Annotated in this window: 14 protein-coding genes and 1 tRNA gene; 5 read left to right on the top strand and 10 right to left on the bottom strand. The window is 40.6% G+C overall.

Annotated features, from left to right (window positions below; all coding sequences use genetic code 11):
- Positions 1-21 precede the first annotated feature (21 nt).
- The 3 genes from PSF31_RS06660 (at position 22) to PSF31_RS06650 (ending at position 2,647) form a co-directional block, all read left to right on the top strand.
- A tRNA-Val gene (locus PSF31_RS06660) sits at positions 22-98 on the top strand.
- A 418-nt stretch (positions 99-516) separates the two neighbouring features.
- Positions 517-1,929: a pyruvate kinase PykF gene (gene pykF / locus PSF31_RS06655; RefSeq protein WP_164560984.1), complete on the top strand. Its 1,413-nt coding sequence runs from the start codon at positions 517-519 to the stop codon at positions 1,927-1,929.
- A gap of 481 nt (positions 1,930-2,410) precedes the next feature.
- Positions 2,411-2,647 carry a major outer membrane lipoprotein gene (locus PSF31_RS06650; RefSeq protein ID WP_004263789.1) on the top strand — a complete coding sequence of 79 codons (237 nt, stop codon included), beginning with the start codon at positions 2,411-2,413 and terminating at the stop codon, positions 2,645-2,647.
- A gap of 96 nt (positions 2,648-2,743) precedes the next feature.
- Here PSF31_RS06650 and PSF31_RS06645 read toward each other — a convergent pair whose 3' ends face one another.
- From PSF31_RS06645 to ydiJ, 9 genes are all read right to left on the bottom strand, one after another.
- Positions 2,744-3,808: a L,D-transpeptidase family protein gene (locus PSF31_RS06645; protein WP_096863971.1), complete on the bottom strand. Its 1,065-nt coding sequence runs from the start codon at positions 3,806-3,808 to the stop codon at positions 2,744-2,746.
- 228 nt (positions 3,809-4,036) lie between these two features.
- Positions 4,037-4,453: a cysteine desulfuration protein SufE gene (gene sufE, locus PSF31_RS06640; RefSeq protein ID WP_096863970.1), complete on the bottom strand. Its 417-nt coding sequence runs from the start codon at positions 4,451-4,453 to the stop codon at positions 4,037-4,039.
- A gap of 33 nt (positions 4,454-4,486) precedes the next feature.
- Positions 4,487-5,725 (bottom strand): cysteine desulfurase SufS, encoded by a 1,239-nt coding sequence (gene sufS, locus PSF31_RS06635; RefSeq protein WP_096863969.1) that lies wholly within the window; start codon positions 5,723-5,725, stop codon positions 4,487-4,489.
- Positions 5,726-5,730: 5 nt separating this feature from the next.
- A complete protein-coding gene (gene sufD / locus PSF31_RS06630; protein ID WP_096863968.1) occupies positions 5,731-7,038 on the bottom strand; it encodes a Fe-S cluster assembly protein SufD in 1,308 nt (435 codons plus the stop codon).
- Positions 7,013-7,759, bottom strand: coding sequence for a Fe-S cluster assembly ATPase SufC (gene sufC, locus PSF31_RS06625; RefSeq protein WP_004263776.1), 747 nt, complete (start codon positions 7,757-7,759; stop codon positions 7,013-7,015). Before sufC ends, sufD begins: the two co-directional genes overlap by 26 nt.
- A gap of 45 nt (positions 7,760-7,804) precedes the next feature.
- The gene (gene sufB, locus PSF31_RS06620) at positions 7,805-9,304 is read right to left on the bottom strand and encodes a Fe-S cluster assembly protein SufB (RefSeq protein ID WP_004263774.1); all 1,500 of its coding nucleotides are present in this window, start codon (positions 9,302-9,304) and stop codon (positions 7,805-7,807) included.
- 16 nt (positions 9,305-9,320) lie between these two features.
- Positions 9,321-9,689 carry a Fe-S cluster assembly scaffold SufA gene (gene sufA / locus PSF31_RS06615; protein WP_096863967.1) on the bottom strand — a complete coding sequence of 123 codons (369 nt, stop codon included), beginning with the start codon at positions 9,687-9,689 and terminating at the stop codon, positions 9,321-9,323.
- Positions 9,690-10,099: 410 nt separating this feature from the next.
- A complete protein-coding gene (gene menI, locus PSF31_RS06610) occupies positions 10,100-10,516 on the bottom strand; it encodes a 1,4-dihydroxy-2-naphthoyl-CoA hydrolase (protein WP_094961759.1) in 417 nt (138 codons plus the stop codon).
- The gene (gene ydiJ / locus PSF31_RS06605; protein WP_096863966.1) at positions 10,516-13,569 is read right to left on the bottom strand and encodes a D-2-hydroxyglutarate dehydrogenase YdiJ; all 3,054 of its coding nucleotides are present in this window, start codon (positions 13,567-13,569) and stop codon (positions 10,516-10,518) included. Before ydiJ ends, menI begins: the two co-directional genes overlap by 1 nt.
- A gap of 256 nt (positions 13,570-13,825) precedes the next feature.
- Here ydiJ and ydiK point away from each other — a divergent pair, with 256 nt between their 5' ends.
- Positions 13,826-14,941, top strand: coding sequence for an AI-2E family transporter YdiK (gene ydiK / locus PSF31_RS06600; protein ID WP_004263767.1), 1,116 nt, complete (start codon positions 13,826-13,828; stop codon positions 14,939-14,941).
- A gap of 707 nt (positions 14,942-15,648) precedes the next feature.
- Here the strand turns inward: ydiK and ppsA are convergent.
- Complete coding sequence (gene ppsA / locus PSF31_RS06595) at positions 15,649-18,027, bottom strand: phosphoenolpyruvate synthase (protein WP_096863965.1); 2,379 nt, start codon at positions 18,025-18,027, stop codon at positions 15,649-15,651.
- Between the two features lie 261 nt (positions 18,028-18,288).
- Here ppsA and ppsR point away from each other — a divergent pair, with 261 nt between their 5' ends.
- Positions 18,289-19,152 carry a posphoenolpyruvate synthetase regulatory kinase/phosphorylase PpsR gene (gene ppsR, locus PSF31_RS06590; RefSeq protein ID WP_004263762.1) on the top strand — a complete coding sequence of 288 codons (864 nt, stop codon included), beginning with the start codon at positions 18,289-18,291 and terminating at the stop codon, positions 19,150-19,152.
- Positions 19,153-19,172 lie beyond the last annotated feature (20 nt).

The following is a 19,172-nucleotide window of genomic DNA, read 5'->3' as shown; positions in this document are numbered from 1 at the left end:
AACACAATCAAATTTTCCAGTGCGTCCGTAGCTCAGTTGGTTAGAGCACCACCTTGACATGGTGGGGGTCGGTAGTTCGAGTCTACTCGGACGCACCATTTTATTTATCTCCCTGCTACCTAAAATTTCTCTTGATTGTCTATTATTATTCCCTTAATTTGTTGCGCAACAAATTAACTTCCTTAATTTTAAATGAATTTTTGATCTGAATGGTCTCTTCTCTCAATTTAGTAAAATTTGATTTGTCTCACAGTTTTTTGTTGTCTATAATACTCACGTTGGCTGAAAGGTTTCACCAGTAGTAAATCAATACGTTAGCTTTAATTGAATTTGTCATCTACACTATAATAAGAAACAAAATGTGACAAATTTAAGTGTAAAAATGCATTAAACACCAGACTGTCGCCTATTCTTATAAATGAGTTGCGCAACAAAATTTACCATGCGTACGATTTATAAAATGTACTAAGCATCGGCGACAATACCGATTTCCTTTATAACATTAGATAGACTGCCATGAAAAAAACCAAAATTGTTTGTACTATCGGTCCAAAAACCGAATCAGAAGAAAAACTGACCCAACTTCTTGATGCTGGCATGAATGTCATGCGCCTCAACTTTTCTCACGGTGACTATGAAGAACATGGTCAACGAATCAAAAACCTTCGTTCTGTTTGTGCCAAAACCGGCAAACAAGCAGCTATTCTGCTAGATACCAAAGGCCCTGAAATTCGCACCATGAAATTGGAAGGTGGTAACGATGTTTCTCTCGTTGCGGGTCAAACTTTTACATTTACTACCGATACCTCTGTTGTAGGCAATAAAGATAAAGTTGCCGTGACCTATGCAGGCTTAACTTCAGATTTAAAAGTTGGCAATACCGTATTAGTTGATGATGGCTTAATTGGCATGAAAGTGACTAATGTCACTGCAACTGAAGTCGTTTGTGAAGTTTTAAATAACGGTGACCTCGGAGAGAAAAAAGGGGTTAACCTGCCAGGCGTTTCTATTGGCTTACCTGCATTAGCAGAGAAAGATAAAGAAGATTTAGTTTTTGGTTGCCAACAAGGTGTTGATTTTGTTGCTGCTTCATTTATTCGTAAACGCTCAGATGTCGAAGAAATTCGAGCTCACCTGAAAAAACATGGTGGTGAGAACATCCAAATCATTTCTAAAATTGAAAACCAAGAAGGTTTGAATAATTTTGATGAGATTTTAGAAGCCTCTGACGGCATCATGGTTGCTCGCGGTGACTTAGGGGTCGAAATCCCGGTTGAAGAAGTTATTTTCGCCCAAAAAATGATGATTGAAAAATGTGTTGCTGCGCGTAAAGTCGTGATTACTGCTACACAAATGTTAGATTCAATGATCAAAAACCCACGCCCTACTCGTGCAGAAGCGGGTGACGTAGCCAATGCTATTTTGGATGGTACTGATGCAGTTATGCTTTCAGGTGAAAGTGCGAAAGGTAAATACCCTGTAGAAGCCGTAACTATTATGGCGACTATCTGTGAGCGTACTGACCGCATCATGCAAACTCGTATCGATAATCAAAAACCAAGCCAACGCCTACGTGTCACTGAGGCTGTATGTCGTGGTGCAGTGGAAATGTCTGAAAAATTAGATGTTCCACTAATCGTTGTAGCAACCTACGGCGGTAAGTCTGCTAAGTCTGTTCGTAAATATTTCCCTACTGCACCAATCCTCGCGTTAACGACTAATGAAGAAACTGCACGTCAGTTATTGTTAGTAAAAGGTGTGATCCCAATGATAGTTGGTGGATTTACATCTACAGATGACTTTTATCGTGAAGGTAAACTCGCAGCTCTAGAAAGTGGATTAGCGGTTCCTGGTGATGCTGTTGTGATGGTTTCCGGTGCGTTAGTACAAAGCGGTACAACCAATACCTCTTCAGTTCACGTGCTGTAATTAAATTTTATTTGTCTTTTAAAAGGCCGATAGAGATCACTTGAAGTGAACCCATAAAGTTGGACACTTTTAGTTAAGCGGCTTGTAAGGCCTGATTTCGATATTCAATCGGAGTCAGGCCTTTTAATTTGAATTTAACATATAGTGCTGCCCTGATGTAACTATTCATTTATTTCATTTTCTCTAGTAAATATCTTATTGCTATTTAAGCGTAATATCATAAAACGCACTCAAATTGGTCAAATAACAACCTTCATTGATCTTAATTTAAATTTTTCTTCTTTTTCCTAGTACTAAATATAAAGTATTTCTAGCAAAACTTTATATTTAGTACTAGCATAAGACATAGTAAGTGCCATACCCTAATTTTCATTAGGTTGTTTTAAAGGGATATAGCAAGCTGTAAATAACAGTCTTAGCTCTATTGTTTGGTGACTTGCTTTTTATATTTTCAAGATAAATCAATCTAGAGGGTAAAATAATGATTCGTACTAAAATTGTACTGGGCTCTATCGTATTAGCTTCAGCATTACTAGCGGGTTGTTCTAACAGCACTGAAGTGCAAAAACTCTCTTCAGACGTACAAACTCTGAATGGTAAAGTTGATCAACTGAGCAACGACGTTCAGTCTCTGCGTTCTGACGTACAGACAGCTCAAGAAGAAGCAGCACGTGCTAACCAACGTTTAGACAACCAAGTTCGTACTTACAAAAAATAAGTTAGATTTGGTCGTTGTCTAGTTGAAACGGCGCTTCTTTGAAGCTAATAGTATTTATGAGGGCCTATGAAAATAGGCCCTTATTATTTGGAGTAGTTATTCAACTACAGAGGAAGAGCGATATTTAGTAGGAAGCACTGCGCTGACTTTATGGTCATAGATAGGCTGTGGCTGTGAAATAGTAAAAGGTTCAATAGGCACTAACCCTTCGTGCTGCGTTTCAGAGTCTGAAGAACTATTACCCTGATCATTATTCACACGCACAGGCATCCCAGAACGCCTTGCTAGCTCTTTTTCTACTAAAGCCTTATCAACCCCTTCATTTTCCAGAAAACGCTTGAAATCGTCAGTCAGTTTGATTGGCATTGTTTGTGGGTCATCATTACTTGTCCGAGATAATGGCTGATGCACCTCAATGTAATAACTGCCATCAGTTTCTTTGGAGTATTTTACAGGCTGATCAATAACTTGGACACGAGTTCCTTTTGGTACTGTCTTGAATAACGCTTCAATATCATCAGGACGTAAACGAATACAACCAGAGCTCACCCGCATACCAATACCAAAATCTGCATTAGTACCGTGGATCAGATATTCACCACGCCCATATGCTAGTCGTAATGCATACAAGCCCATTGGGTTTTCAGGACCTGCTGGAACGACTGCAGGAAGCGTTATACCTTCTTTAGCATAATTTTTACGGATGTTCGCCGTTGGCGTCCATGTTGGGTCTTTAATTGATTGGCTTATTGAAGTTACCATTTCAGGTGTATCACGACCTAATTGGCCAATACCTATAGGGTAAACAATCACTTCTTCGCTGTTCGCCGGATAATAATATAAACGCAGCTCTGCTAAGTTAATCACAATTCCGGTTCTTGGCGTTGACGGTAACAACATTTGTGCTGGAATGATAAGCTCTTTTCCAGCTTCAGGAAGATACGGGTCCGTTCCAGGGTTTGCTTCAAGCATGCCTAGTAGCCCAATTTGGTGCTCACTGGCAATGGCTTCCAGTGGACGCCCGTCATTGGGTACGATATACGTGTAATTTTCCCCGATAAGTCGAGTGTTACTGTCAGGTAATGGATATTCTTTTGCTTGAGCTGGAGCCAATAAGGCGCTCATGACAAACAAACTTGCCACCGTCAAAACTCTTTTCATACCTACTCCAAGGAAAATAATGTTCTTACAATAATTCAATGATTATTGTTCATAATAGCAACTATCTCTCATATCTTTAATACTAAATAAATATTTTTATTAAGTATTAATATGGAAGTAGTCTTTTTATGATAACTAAATACGATGACTTTAATGAATTGCTCGGATAAAGAATAATACCCAAGAAGTAAAATATAAGAGAGGGAGCATAACGCTCCCTCGGTAAGATTATACTAATTGTGCCGCTCGCGATAAAATTGTGCGGATCATCGCATTCAAACCTTGAGTACGTGAAGGTGTTAAATGCTGCTCTAATGCTAATTGTTCAAAAAATGACTTCACATCGAGTGCTAATATTTGTTGCGCTGTTTTACCTTGAAAAAGAATAATAACAATTGCAACTAGCCCTTTAACGATGGCTGCATCGCTATCACCTGCAAACGTAATTGTACCGTCCGCTTGTTTTTGCATATCAATCCACACTTGGCTTTGGCATCCAGCGATTAAATTATTATCGCTTCTTTGTACCTCAGAGAGTTCAGGTAAACGCCCCCCTAGCTCTATCATATAGAGGTAACGCTCCTCCCAGTCCTGACAGCGAGAGAAATTACGTAATAACTTACTTTCATCGGGTAATGCGGGCATGCTCAGTTCCTTTACCATCTGTTTCTTATGTGCTTAGCCTAACAATTTTTTGATGCGCTGTAACGCATTGCATAAAGAATCGATTTCTTCTTTAGTGGTGTATATCCCTACAGAAGCGCGGCACATAGCGGGAACTTGGTAATGTTCCATTAATGGTAAAGCACAATGATGCCCAGTACGGATTGCAATGCCATACCTGTCAAGGAAAGACCCAACATCATAAGCATGGTGCTTGCCTAAATTGAAAGCCAGAACACCTTCCCGTTGGTCATTGCCATATAATATAACTGAAGGTATTTCTTGCAATTTCTTAGAAGCATAAGCCATCACTTCAGCTTCATGAGCAAATACATCAGATAAATTTAGTGCATTTAAATAATCAAATGCCGCCCCTAAACCAATAATTGCGCTTACATTCGGTGTTCCCGCTTCAAAGCGCCAAGGTGCGTCAGCAAAAGTGATCCCTTTGGTCAGGCTGACTTGGCGGATCATCGCCCCACCACCTTCCCATGGTGGCATCATATCCAAAATAGCTTTTTTACCATAAAGGATACCAATACCCGTCGGGCCATATAGCTTGTGACCTGAAAACACATAGAAATCACAGTCTAAGGCTTGTACATCAACCTGCTGATGCATTGCACCTTGCGCACCATCGACCAATACCGTGATTTCACCGCCTTTTGAGGCAGCAATTGCTCGTGCTTGCTTGATTATCTCCTGTACGGGATTAACTGTTCCCAATACATTAGAGATATGTGTAAAGCTCAATAATCGCGTACGTGAATCAATGACATCATTTAATACCTCTAACTGTAGCCTACCATCATCAGAAATTGGGATAACTCGGATTTCAAAACCAATTTCTTCAGCTAACATATACCAAGGTACAATATTCGCATGATGTTCCATTTCAGTGATGACAATATTGTCCCCTTCATGGAAATACTTTCGACCAAAACTATTTGCTACTAGGTTAATACCTTCCGTTGTGCCTTTAACAAACACAATTTCTTCATTTGAAGCTGCGTGAATGAAAGCGGCCGCTTTTTGACGAACCTCTTCCATCATTGTTGTAGCATTTGCGCTGAGAGTATGTATACCGCGATGAACCGCAGCATATTGATTCAACGTAAAATCACTTTCTTTTTCAATGACTTGAAAAGGCTTTTGTGCACTTGCTGCACTATCCAAATAGACTAATGGATGATTATTGACAAACTGAGATAAGGCAGGAAAATCCTGCCTGACTGAAGCGACATTGAATAGCATGGGGATTAAACCTCCGCTAAGCGCTGGCGGATGTTTGCCATCACAGCGTGTTTTAACTCTTCCGATTCAATAGATTCTGTAAGTTCTGCAGCAAATGCGATGATAATCATATGTTTTGCTGCTTTACCCTCAATGCCTCTTGAACGCAGATAAAACAGTTGTTCGTCATCAATACGGCCGACCGTTGCACCGTGACCACACTTTACGTCGTCCGCATAAATCTCAAGCTGAGGTTTAGTATCAATTTCAGCTTTTTCACCTAACAACAACGTATTGTTAGTCATCTGACCATCTGTTTTTAATGCATTCGGCGCTACTTTAATCATGCCATTAAAGACAGCTTTACTGCTATCCATCGCAATGACTTTATGTAGTTGGCGGCTATTACAGTAACCCTTATTGTGCTCTAAATACGTACGAGTATCTGCAATTTCATTGCCTTTAGGCAGCAATAAACTGTTAAGTTCAAATTCTGTATTTTCACCATCAAGGCGAGCACTGGTATGGTTTCGCGTTAATAATGCGCCAAGTAAAAAGCTCGTACTTTTCACCCGACTATCGCGCCCAATAACAATATCATTGTGAGCAAAATGCTGAGCCTGACCATTTTCAATATTTAACTTAAAGTGACTAAAATCTGCATTATCACCGACTTCAACCGTTAAACGGCTGCCCGTCATGTGCATTTGGTCATTCAAACTGACATAATGCTCAATCACTTGAGCTTTGCTGTTCGCATCTAACGTTAAATGGTAGCGATACTGGCTAATATTCGTAGCTTGTTTATCGCTGCTACCCGTTGAAATATTCAGCAGATACAATGGTTTCTCTGCTATTTTATTTGCAGCAAGATGAACAACTAACGGTTGTACCGCCAAGCTTTCTGTTAAATGCAAGAAAATCTCGCTATTTACAGGCGAAGGAAGCAAGTCTTGGTTATCAAGCAAAGACACTTGGAATGGCCCCATATCAATGGAGCTTAGTACTGAACTATAGCGCCCATCAATTAAAACAAGGCGATAGGCGTCAATCGGCAGAGCCAATGCTTCACAGTCTTTTGCTTCAACATCGCTATCACTAAAACGATACTGAGCCTCAAGTACCGTATTTAGTGGTGTATAGTGCCAATCTTCATGGCGAAACTCAGGCAAGCCAACTTGTTTTGCCATTTCCCAATGCGTTTTAGCATGTTGAGAATTCACACCGTGTCGTTGCTCAAACAATTCAGAAAAACGTGACATTGCTTGCTCATTGAGCTTTGCAACTTCAGCACGTTTTTGTGCTCTTTCACTGTTGGTCAATAAGCCAGCCATAACCCTGCTCCTCCAGTTTTTTCGCTAAACTGAAATCACCTGATTTGATGATTTTCCCTTGATATAACACGTGGACAAAGTCAGGCTTTACATAATCCAAAATGCGTTGATAGTGGGTTACGATAATAAATGAACGTTCAGGCGAACGTAATGAATTCACACCGTTAGCCACAATTTTCAGCGCATCAATATCTAAACCGGAGTCAGTTTCATCAAGAATACACAATTGAGGCTCTAGAGCTGCCATCTGCAAGATATCGTTACGTTTTTTCTCACCACCGGAAAAACCCACGTTAACAGAACGAGCAAGTAAATCTTCTGGCATTTCTAATAATTTGATTTTATCTTCAATAAAATCTTGGAAATCAAAACGATCTAATGCTTCTTGCTGGCGATATTCTCTGACCGCATTAACGGCGGTTTGTAAGAAAAATTGGTTACTGACCCCTGGAATTTCAACAGGGTATTGGAATGCGAGGAAAACGCCTTCCCCTGCACGCTCTTCTGGATCTAACTCAAACAGGTCTTTACCTTTAAACGTCACTTCACCGCTATCAATTTCATACTCTTCGCGGCCAGCAAGTGTGGCTGATAATGTACTTTTACCAGAGCCATTTGGGCCCATGATGGCGTGAACTTCCCCTGGTTTTACTTCCAGAGATAACCCTTTTAAAATCTCATTACCTTCTACACTCACGTGTAAATCTTTAACACTTAACATATTTACATGCCTTTAGCGCCTTAGCGCAAATAAACTCGATTAGGATCAACCAACACTGTGCTCTAAGCTGATTGCCAGTAATTTTTGTGCTTCTACGGCAAATTCTAATGGAAGCTCCGAGAACACATCTTTACAGAAACCATTTACAATCATTGATATCGCATCGTCTTCGCTGATACCACGTTGTAAACAGTAAAATAACTGGTCTTCTCCAATACGTGAGGTTGTCGCTTCATGTTCGAGCTGTGCCGTATTATTTTTAACTTCCACATACGGGAAAGTATGTGCACCGCACTGTGTACCAATTAACATAGAGTCACATTGGGTAAAGTTACGAGCATTATGTGCACTTGGTAAAATTTTCACTAAACCGCGATAACTGTTTTGGCTTTTACCTGCTGAAATACCTTTAGAAATAATCGTTGAACGGGTGTTTTTCCCAATATGGATCATTTTCGTTCCGGTATCTGCTTGCTGATTACCATTTGTTAATGCAACAGAGAAAAACTCACCGACAGAGTTATCCCCTTTAAGGATAACGCTTGGGTATTTCCATGTGATGGCAGAGCCAGTTTCTGACTGCGTCCATGACATTTTTGAATTTTCACCTTCACACAATGCACGCTTAGTCACAAAGTTCAGGATCCCACCGGCTTCGCTATCTCCACCGGAGAACCAGTTTTGGACAGTCGAATATTTAACTTCGGCATCTTTATGAATAATCACTTCAACAACCGCCGCATGGAGCTGATAGCTATCACGAACAGGCGCAGAACACCCTTCGATATAACTGACATAGCTACCTTCATCGGCAATTAAAATCGTACGCTCAAACTGGCCTGTTTTGGCTGCGTTGATCCTAAAATAAGTTGATAGCTCCATTGGGCAATGTACGCCTTTTGGTACATACACAAACGTACCATCTGAAGCTACCGCCGCATTTAATGCCGCAAAAAAGTTATCATGGCTCGAAACGACTGACCCGAGATATTTCTGCACCAGTTCAGGGTACTCTTGAATAGCCTCACTGAACGAACAAAAAATAACCCCATGTTTGGCTAAGTCATCACGGTAAGTTGTAGATACCGAGACCGAGTCAAAAATGGCGTCAACCGCAACAGCCTTCCCTTCACGTACAGGAACACCCAATTGGTTAAAAGCTTCTTCAACTTCAGCCGTTAAATAATTATTGGTTTCCGCTACACCTGTGCCTTGGGTTGCACCAGATTGCGAACCACAGGTATCATCACATGAGCCACAAGATGGCGCAGAATAATAGCTATAGTCTTGATAATCGAGATTTGGGTAATTCGCTTTAAGCCAATGAGGCTCTTCCATGCCTTTCCAGTGATTAAAGGCATCAAGACGGAATTGGAGCATCCACTCAGGCTCATTACGTTTTGCTGAAATTGCGCGGATCACATCTTCGTTGATGCCTTTCGCCATTTCATCAGTCGCGACTTCGGTAAAGAAGCCTTCTTTATAACGCTGGTCATCAAGCCAGCTTTGAACATCATCGCCAACTTCTACATTGCTCTGTGACATAATCTGACTTCACATGTTAAACGCCGAAGCTTTCACCACACCCACAGGCATGTTGGGCTTTCGGGTTATTGAATTTGAAAATTTGATTCAGCCCTTCTTGGACAAAATCAACGACTGTGCCATCAATAAATGGCATTGCTTCTTTTGGCACATAAAGATGTGCACCATCGAGTTCAAATAACAGGTGTTGCTCTGTTGGGTTTTCGATCATTTCAAATACATAACCAAAACCCGCGCAGCCGGACTGTTTTACGCCAAGTGAAAGCCCTTTAGCGTTTGGGTTTTGCACCATCAATTTTTTGATTTGTTTTGCAGCGCTTTGTGTCAGGCTAACTCCCTGCCAATTGTTTTCATCAAATGAAAATGTCTCTACACCGTCAGTCATATTGACCCCACATTTCTTATGGCTTTTCAGCCTGTTATCAGGAGATTAACTCTGCCTACCCTATGGTAATGATTAGCTAATTGACTTCAACCATTTGTTTTAAGAGGTTATAGCTATTTTAGCTCTTTTCTTGCTCATCATCAGGTTAAAAAACAAACAAGCACCTAGCAAAATAAGATCAACCCATTGATAAATAATGAATAAGTAGAGTTGTGTTTTTTATTTAAATTTGTACTAAATAATACACTTAAATGACACAAATTAATAAAGATGCATTTATTATACAACTTAATTAACTTGATAAAAAATGAATTTATAGAAAGAATGGCCTTATAACCATACAGAAATAAGGGTTTTATAGGGTGTTCTGGCATTTAATTAGCCAAAAAACCCTATATGTAGAATGGTTATTATTCAAATAATACCGCAGTTGTCAGGCGAGAAGTACAACACAATTTGCCTTGTTCATTGAAAATTTCAATATTCCACACTTGCTGGCGACGTCCTAAATGAATAGGCTTACAAATACCTTTCACAACCCCTGAGCGAGCAGCACGAACATGATTTGCATTGATTTCCAACCCGACCACCTTTTGTTCCCCTTCCGAGCACATATAACCCGCAATTGAACCCAAGGATTCGGCTAACACAACAGAAGCACCGCCATGCAATAACCCAAAAGGCTGTTTGGTACGATGATCGACAGGCATTATTCCCTCTAAATAATCATCTCCAATTGCCGTGATTTCAATGCCAAGATGCCCTAACATGCAGGTTTTTGACATTTCAGCGAGTTGTTGCAAATTAAATTGACGTTTCCAAATCATTAAACTATCTCCAGCAAGGCTTGAATCGGATGTTTTATCGATACATTTTCCATTCGCTTAACTTGGCTACGGCAAGAATAACCTGAACTTAAACAGCGATCTTTTGGCAAAGAAGACATCGCGCCTTTCCACGATAAGTCATAAATTCCTTTTGAATTTTGAAGATTGGCCACTTCGTGCCCATAAGTCCCTGCCATGCCACAACAGCCAACACTAACATTATTTAATGTTTGCCCAAAGCGAGCAAATAACGCTGCCCATTGATTCGCACTATTAGGTAAAGCCGTTGATTCCGTACAATGACCGAAAAAATACCATGGTTGTGTCGAAACCACTTGCACATTGTGTGGTTCAGGCAATGTCATTAACCACTCATGTGCCAACATCACCGTAAATTGGCACTGTTCTTTGCCTAAAATTTCATGATATTCATCGCGATAACAAAGTACCAGTGCAGGGTCAACACCGACCATTGGCAACTGTAATTTTGCCACTCGATTTAAAAAGTCTGCTGTCTTGCGAGCTGTTTTAGCAAATTTCGCTAAAAAGCCTTTGATGTGTTGCGCTTTTCCATTCGGTGAAAACGGTAACAATACAGGTTTAAGGCCTAACTTTTCAATTAAGCGAACAAAATCTGCCACCACTTTGGCATCGTAATAGCTAGTGAAAGGGTCTTGAACCACCAGCACATATTTTTCACGCTGTGAATCCGCCATACTTTCAAGTTGTTCAAGCGTAACAGAAACCGCGGCATGGCCTGAAAGTTCTTGTTTTAATGTGGGTTGAGAAAATAACGGTAAATCCACCATACCAATGGTGTGTTGGCTCAGTTTTTGCACCACCGGTTGACGTAAAAAGAAATTAAATACGCTAGGTACCTTGGAAAGTATTGGTGCACTCGCTTCGACGTTTGCAACAATATGGTCCCGAATAGGTCGCAAATAACGCCCATGATACAATGCTAAAAATTTAGCTCTAAATGATGGCACATCAATTTTAATCGGGCATTGTGTTGAGCAGGCTTTACAGGCTAGGCACCCAGCCATTGAAGCTTTCACTTCATGAGAAAAATCATAATCCCCTTGCTTCGCACGCCAAGTATTACGGGTTTTCTCGATTAAGCCTCTTAATGAAGGCTGGTTGTGCGTAATTCCTTTTTCAAGGTGTTCGGGTGTAACGCCTTGTTCCGCTAGCAACCTTAACCATTCACGAACAAGTGTCGCACGGCCTTTCGGAGAATGGACTCGTTGACCACTCACCTTCATCGATGGGCACATTGGGCTCTTTACATCAAAATTGAAACACAGCCCATTGCCATTACACTCCATAGCACCACGGAACTCTTGGCGCATTTGGACTGGAATTTGCCGGTCATACGTTCCTCGCTTGATGTCATCAACCTGCTTCATCGGTGCATCCAACCCCGCAGGTGGGCAAATTTTACCTGGATTCAAACGGTTATCGGGGTCAAATGCCGCTTTAATATTCCGAAGCTCACCGTATAATACATCGCCAAAAAATTCAGGACTATATTGCGCGCGGAAACCTTTACCATGTTCCCCCCACAAAAGCCCACCATATTTAGCGGTTAATGCCACAATTTCATCAGAAATTTGTTTCATCAATACTTCTTGCTGCGGATCACACATATCAAGCGCAGGACGGACATGTAATACCCCTGCGTCCACGTGACCAAACATGCCATAATTCAAGTTGTGACTGTCTAATAATGCACGGAATTCCACTATATAATCAGCAAGATGCTCAGGAGGAACACAAGTATCCTCAACAAACGGAATTGGCTTTGCAGCCCCCTTGCTGTTCCCTAACAGCCCAACTGCTTTTTTACGCATGTTATAAATGCGCGTAATATCTTCAAGGTCATGACAGGTTTGATAACCAATCACGCCGGCTTGGTTATTCGCCATTAACTCATCAAGCCGCTGACAAAGGCTTTCAGTTAATTGGTTAATTTCCGCTTCATCATCACCACTAAACTCAACAATATTCAGCCCCAACATTTCCTTATTTGGAATGTCAGTAATCAATGCTTTAACAGAGTGCCAAACAATATCTTCACGCGCTAAATTCAATACTTTCGAGTCAACTGTTTCAACGGACAAGGCTTTTGCATCAACCATAAAAGGTGCATTACGCAATGCGGACTCAAAAGAGTCATATTTGACGTTTACTAAGCGGCGTACTTTTGGCAAAGGTGTGATATCAAGCGTCGCCTCGGTAATAAAGGCTAAAGACCCTTCAGACCCAGTCAAGATACGGGTAAGGTCAAATTCTGTTAGTTCATCATTAAATACATGACGTAAATCATACCCTGTCAGGAAACGATTTAACTTGGGAAATTTTTCTTCAATTAATGGACGTTGCTCTAAACAGCGTTCTAATACTGTTTTATATATACGCCCCACTGTTGAATCTTCTGACGCAATCGTTTGGGCGAGTTCGATAGGCATAGCATGTGTATCTAGGCATTCTCCACCTAACACCATGGCTTTAACGCCTAACACGTGATCAGAGGTTTTACCATATACTAATGAGCCTTGACCTGATGCGTCAGTGTTGATCATTCCACCTAATGTTGCTCGGTTGCTGGTAGATAGCTCCGGCGAAAAGAAATAACCGTAAGGTTTGAGGTATTGATTTAATTGGTCTTTGATGACCCCAGCCTCAACTTTAACCCAACCTTGCTCTGGGTTTATTTCTAAAATCCTATTCATATAACGGGACATATCCACAACAATCCCTTCAGTTAAGGATTGCCCATTAGTTCCCGTCCCACCACCTCGAGGTGTAAAGCTAAGCTCACGAAATTTCGCTTGCCCCGCAAGCCGAGTGATAATTTGTACATCTGCACTCGAACGCGGAAATACAACCGCTTGGGGTAATAGTTGGTAAATACTATTATCTGTTGCCATGGATAAACGCTCAGCATAGCTGGTGCCGTTATCCCCAGTAAAACCCTGTTCTTGTAGCTCATGCAAGAACTCAATAACTAGATGACTAAGATGAGGAGCTTCTGATATACGCGGGATCATTATTAACGATGACTCTTGTTGTTTAGTGTTCGCATTACTCGTTATGTACTATCTTTATTTTAAGTTGCACAATAGTGTCTTAGGTCTATGATGGGTTACCTTCACAGCCTGTAAAGACAGCACAGCCGCTGATGACATTGTCATTATGAACCATATCACAATATTGTTTTTTTTAACCGTGAAAAAAAATTACGTTATTTTCACCTAAAAATTTGCCACAGACACAGAATTTTCATTTGTAAAGGACCAGTCATTAATGGAAAAATCGCAAAAACGCTTGGATCTTCCCAAACTTATTTTCGGCCTATTATCCATCGTTTTAATGATAGCAGCCTGCTTTTGGGTACTTAATCCATTTATTCTTGGCTTTGTATGGGCTGGAATGATGGTAATTGCTACTTGGCCACTATTATTAAGACTGGAAGCTCGCTTATGGCATAAGCGCTGGTTAGCTACATTGGTGATGGTTCTTCTTATATTACTGCTGTTCGTTATTCCATTGGGTATTCTAATTGGCAGTATCATTGAAAATAGCACACCACTTATTGATTTAGCGAAATCGCCGTCAAGCCTAACATTGCCTGATTTAGAATGGCTCAATACCATTCCAATGGTGGGTGAGAAAATTTACTATGCATGGCATAGCTTAGTCGCCAGTGGGGGGAATGCTTTACTTGCTAAAATTCAACCCTATTTTGGCCAAGCTGCTGGCTGGTTTGCTACACAGGCCATTAGCGCAGGAAGATTTGTTTTTCACTTGATGCTAATGCTGCTATTTAGTGGATTGCTCTACCTTAAAGGCGAATCTGTCATGGTTAGCATCCGTCACTTTGCGGTCCGTCTCGCAGGGATCCGTGGGGATGCTGCCGTCGTGTTAGCGGCACAATCTATTCGAGCTGTTGCCCTTGGTGTCGTCGTCACCGCGCTAATTCAAGCCATCGTCGGAGGAATTGGACTTGCCTTGTCGGGTATTGGTTATGCGGCCATCTTAACTGTCTTGTTGTTTATATGCTGTGTGGCGCAATTGGGGCCTCTACTCATTATGGTGCCATCCGTCATTTGGCTATTTTGGACAGGTGATACGACATGGGGAATTATTCTTGCTATATGGGCCGCCGTTGTTGCCACTATGGATGGCGTTCTTCGCCCATGGCTCATTAAAATGGGGGCTGACTTACCAATGGTTCTGATCCTTGTTGGTGTTATTGGTGGAATTTTATCATTTGGCATGATTGGTTTGTTTATTGGCCCTGTTGTATTAGCCGTTTCATATAGCTTATTAAAAGCTTGGATGAATGAGGTTGCAGTTCCAAGTGAAGACTTAACAGAAACTGAAAAATTTCTAGAAGAAGAGTTTTCGATTAAAAAGTAGTACGTAGTTGATTAGTAGCAGGCATGTTCAAGCAAGACATGCCTGCTAACTTAATAAGTATTGCTCCATTAATATTTAGAAACAATATTTAACATTCTAACGTTAGTATTTAGTCTAATTTATGTTAACATAAATCTATTGAATTAATTCTCTTTAAGTAACAATGAGTAATATTAATATTGAGAGTGTTCTTAATGATTGTATAATATGAATAGTTTAATATTCTATTATTGAATCATATGGATATAAAAAGCTATGCCCCTCCCTTTTTAGGCGTCGCTTTATTTAACTGAATTGCTGTGTGTAGTCTTTGCCTGTCAGCCCATGATAGGCTTTTTTTTTATCTTCATTTAATATGAATATTATTCATATCGTAATCAGAACATCACTTTATAATTATTGATTAATATCAATTTTTGACATAACTAGCAGTTTTCATACTCCTTTAGCGTTATATAATTAAATAAATTTCGTTATTTCTATTTAAGGTATATTTTCTGCCCAAACTAAATACACAAAATAAGAGTAATTATATTCTTTTTTTATTTATACCTAAAAAGTATTATATGAATATTTATTTAGAACTGTTTGCTATCAACCTATTAATAATAGTATTAATCAATTTCTTTAATAGGTAATTTTAATCAAATAAATGCGAAGGCTGAATGTTATTCACATTCAGCCTTGATGATTAAAAAACGAGATAACTATTGATTCTCAGCTATCGTCAGCCATGTTTGTACCACGGTATCTGGATTCAAAGATAAACTATCAATACCTTCATCTACCAGCCATTGAGCAAAATCTTGATGGTCGGATGGCCCTTGACCACAAATACCTACATATTTGTTTTGTCGTTTTGCAGCCTGTATAGCCATAGATAACATGGCTTTTACCGCATCGTTTCGTTCATCAAATAACTCAGAAACAACACCAGAATCCCTATCAAGACCTAATGTTAACTGAGTCATATCATTCGAACCGATAGAGAAACCGTCGAAATGTTCGAGGAATTGATCTGCCAGTAAAGCATTTGATGGAATTTCGCACATCATAATGACTTTTAGACCGTTTTCACCACGTTTCAAATCATGTTTAGCCAGCTCAGCAACTACAGACTCAGCTTGTGCAACTGTCCGCACAAATGGGATCATAACTTCAACATTCGTTAATCCCATAGTGTTGCGAACACGTTTAACCGCTTCGCATTCCAATGCAAAACAGGCACGGAAGCTGTCAGATACATAGCGCCCTGCACCACGGAAACCTAACATTGGATTTTCTTCTTCAGGTTCATAAATATCCCCACCGACTAAGTTGGCATATTCATTAGACTTGAAGTCAGATAAACGGACAATAACGCGTTTTGGCCAGAAAGCAGCGGCTAGAGTAGAAATCCCTTCAGTTAATTTACCGACATAAAATTCAATCGGGTCATCATAGCCCGCCATCATTTGGCGAATTTCTGCTTGTAACTCAGGAGATTGCTGATCAAATTCCAGTAATGCCCTTGGGTGAACACCAATCATACGATTGATGATAAACTCAAGTCTAGCTAGACCCACGCCTTCATTAGGTAAGCAAGCAAAATCAAATGCACGGTCAGGGTTACCGACATTCATCATGATTTTGACATCTAGATTTGGCATATCACTCACTTCAGAACTGTGAATTTCAAACGCCAGTTTACCTTCGTATACAAAGCCCGTATCACCTTCTGAACAAGAAACTGTCACTTCTTGGCCTTCTTGCAAACGGTCAGTCGCATCACCACAACCCACAACCGCAGGAATGCCTAATTCACGCGCGATAATCGCAGCATGGCATGTACGTCCACCACGATTCGTAACAATCGCAGCGGCTTTTTTCATGATAGGCTCCCAATCAGGGTCTGTCATATCGGTAACGAGTACATCACCCACTTGAATTCTATCCATTTCACTCAAGTTATGTATGACTTTAACAGCCCCAGAGCCAATACGATGACCGATTGCACGTCCTTCAACTAAAACTTGTCCTTGTTGTTTTAATTGATAACGCTCCATCACTTGTTGATTAGAGCGAACGGTTTCTGGCCTTGCTTGGACAATATACAAACGCCCATTATGACCATCTTTTGCCCACTCAATATCCATTGGGCGACCGTAGTGCTTTTCAATCTGCATAGCTTGGCGTGCAAGCTCTTCCACTTCGAGATCAGTTAAAGAGAAACGATTGCGTAGTGCTTCTGGCACATCTTCAATTTGTACTTGTTTACCGTGCTCTTTACTGTTGGCGTACACCATTTGTAATTTTTTAGAGCCCAGGGTACGGCGCACAATTGCAGGACGGTTATTGGCTAACGTTGGTTTATGGACATAAAACTCGTCTGGATTCACGGCGCCTTGCACCACCATCTCACCTAAACCATACGCAGAGGTAATAAATACGACTTGGTCGAAGCCCGATTCAGTATCAATCGTAAACATAACACCCGATGAGGCTAAATCTGAACGTACCATGCGTTGAACGCCCGCGGACAGTGCTACACCGCGGTGATCATAACCTTGGTGAACACGATATGAAATCGCACGGTCATTAAACAATGAAGCAAAAACGTGTTTAATCGCAACTAATACAGCGTCAATTCCTTGAACGTTAAGGAATGTTTCCTGTTGCCCTGCAAACGAAGCGTCAGGCATGTCCTCAGCAGTTGCCGATGAGCGGACAGCAAATGAAGCTTCCGCTTCACCTTCTGACAGTTGTGCGAAAGCATCACGAATATCTTGTTCCAACTCCTTCGTCAATGGTGTATCAATCACCCATTGACGGATCTGAGCACCTGCTACAGCCAGTTGGTTCACATCATCAATATCCGTTTCATCTAGCAGGTTATAAATGCGTTGATTTACACCGCTCTGCTCCAGAAAATCATTAAACGCCTGTGCGGTTGTCGCGAAACCGTTAGGTACGGATACTCCCAGATCAGATAAGTTAGTGATCATTTCACCGAGAGAAGCATTTTTGCCCCCGACACGGTCAACATCATTCATCCCTAATTGGTTATACCAAAGTACATTACACGGAGTGAGGCCATTTGTGGACATTGAAAGCGATCCTTTTATAGCAATTTAGTGACAGAGTACAAATCGTAAAAAATCTCGTTGGCGAAATTTCGCCTCGTGAAATAGACTAGCACAGACGCTAAGAGAAGATGGACTGGTGAATCGTTCCATCACTGAAGAAAACTTTTTTGTTCTAAAAATCGTTCAAAAAATGGCTATAGTTTCCCCTATAAACTAATTTTTAAACTTTAAACAAAGATAATATTTCCCAATATCCAGTGATAAATACAATAGAGACGAATAATGATGAGCGAATTAGGAGCAATGAATAATATGGTAAGCCAAGTTCAACGTACTGTTTTTTTTATTTCTGATGGAACAGCGATAACCGCTGAAACTTTGGGGCACGCCGTACTTTCTCAATTTCCTCTGTCATTTATTTCTTATACTCTGCCGTTTGTAACAAGCGAAGCTCGTGCACATGAAATTAAGCAAAAAATAGATATTATCTTCGAAGAAACCCAGTTGCGTCCTTTAGTGTTCTATTCGATTATCTCCCCTGAAGTTAAGCAAATCATTACCCAGAGTGCAGGTTTTTGCCAAGATATCGTCCAAAGTCTAGTCGCCCCAATTCAGAAGGAAGTCGGCCTAGAACCTGAGCCAAAACTCAACCGAACCCATGGCCTATCTATGCAAAATATGAATCAATATGATGCACGTATAGCTGCTATTGAATACACACTGGCTCACGACGATGGGATTTCTTTACGAAATTTAGACCAAGCTCAAGTGATACTAATTGGTGTTTCACGTTGTGGCAAAACGCCAACAAGCCTCTACTTAGCGATGCAATTTGGTATCCAAGCGGCAAATTACCCATTTACGGCTGATGATATGGATAATTTACAATTACCTGCAGCATTACGCCCATATACACATAAATTGTTTGGTTTAACTATTAGCCCTGAACGGCTAGCAGCTATCCGCGAAGAGCGCCGTGAAAATAGCCGTTATGCATCCATAAGGCAATGCCGTATTGAGATAGCTGAAGTGGAAGCTTTATTTAGACAAAATAAAATCAACTACTTAAATACAACTAACTATTCTGTTGAAGAAATTTCAGCAAAAGTGATTGATACCATGGGCTTACAAAGACGAATCTTTTAATGAATACAAATAAAAAAAAT

The sequence above is a fragment of the Providencia sp. PROV156 genome, assembly GCF_028480905.1.
Classification (GTDB): Bacteria; Pseudomonadota; Gammaproteobacteria; order Enterobacterales; family Enterobacteriaceae; genus Providencia; species Providencia hangzhouensis.
Note: the sequence above shows the minus strand (reverse complement) of the source record. Positions and strands in the feature narration are given on the sequence as shown.

Bases quoted from the DNA above. Each gene is read 5' to 3' on its own strand.
- pykF (WP_164560984.1), top strand. From the start codon at position 517: ATGAAAAAAACCAAAATTGTTTGTACTATCGGTCCAAAAACCGAATCA.
- PSF31_RS06650 (WP_004263789.1), top strand. From the start codon at position 2,411: ATGATTCGTACTAAAATTGTACTGGGCTCTATCGTATTAGCTTCAGCA.
- PSF31_RS06645 (WP_096863971.1), bottom strand. From the start codon at position 3,808: ATGAAAAGAGTTTTGACGGTGGCAAGTTTGTTTGTCATGAGCGCCTTA.
- sufE (WP_096863970.1), bottom strand. From the start codon at position 4,453: ATGCCCGCATTACCCGATGAAAGTAAGTTATTACGTAATTTCTCTCGC.
- sufS (WP_096863969.1), bottom strand. From the start codon at position 5,725: ATGCTATTCAATGTCGCTTCAGTCAGGCAGGATTTTCCTGCCTTATCT.
- sufD (WP_096863968.1), bottom strand. From the start codon at position 7,038: ATGGCTGGCTTATTGACCAACAGTGAAAGAGCACAAAAACGTGCTGAA.
- sufC (WP_004263776.1), bottom strand. From the start codon at position 7,759: ATGTTAAGTGTTAAAGATTTACACGTGAGTGTAGAAGGTAATGAGATT.
- sufB (WP_004263774.1), bottom strand. From the start codon at position 9,304: ATGTCACAGAGCAATGTAGAAGTTGGCGATGATGTTCAAAGCTGGCTT.
- sufA (WP_096863967.1), bottom strand. From the start codon at position 9,689: ATGACTGACGGTGTAGAGACATTTTCATTTGATGAAAACAATTGGCAG.
- menI (WP_094961759.1), bottom strand. From the start codon at position 10,516: ATGATTTGGAAACGTCAATTTAATTTGCAACAACTCGCTGAAATGTCA.
- ydiJ (WP_096863966.1), bottom strand. From the start codon at position 13,569: ATGATCCCGCGTATATCAGAAGCTCCTCATCTTAGTCATCTAGTTATT.
- ydiK (WP_004263767.1), top strand. From the start codon at position 13,826: ATGGAAAAATCGCAAAAACGCTTGGATCTTCCCAAACTTATTTTCGGC.
- ppsA (WP_096863965.1), bottom strand. From the start codon at position 18,027: ATGTCCACAAATGGCCTCACTCCGTGTAATGTACTTTGGTATAACCAA.
- ppsR (WP_004263762.1), top strand. From the start codon at position 18,289: ATGATGAGCGAATTAGGAGCAATGAATAATATGGTAAGCCAAGTTCAA.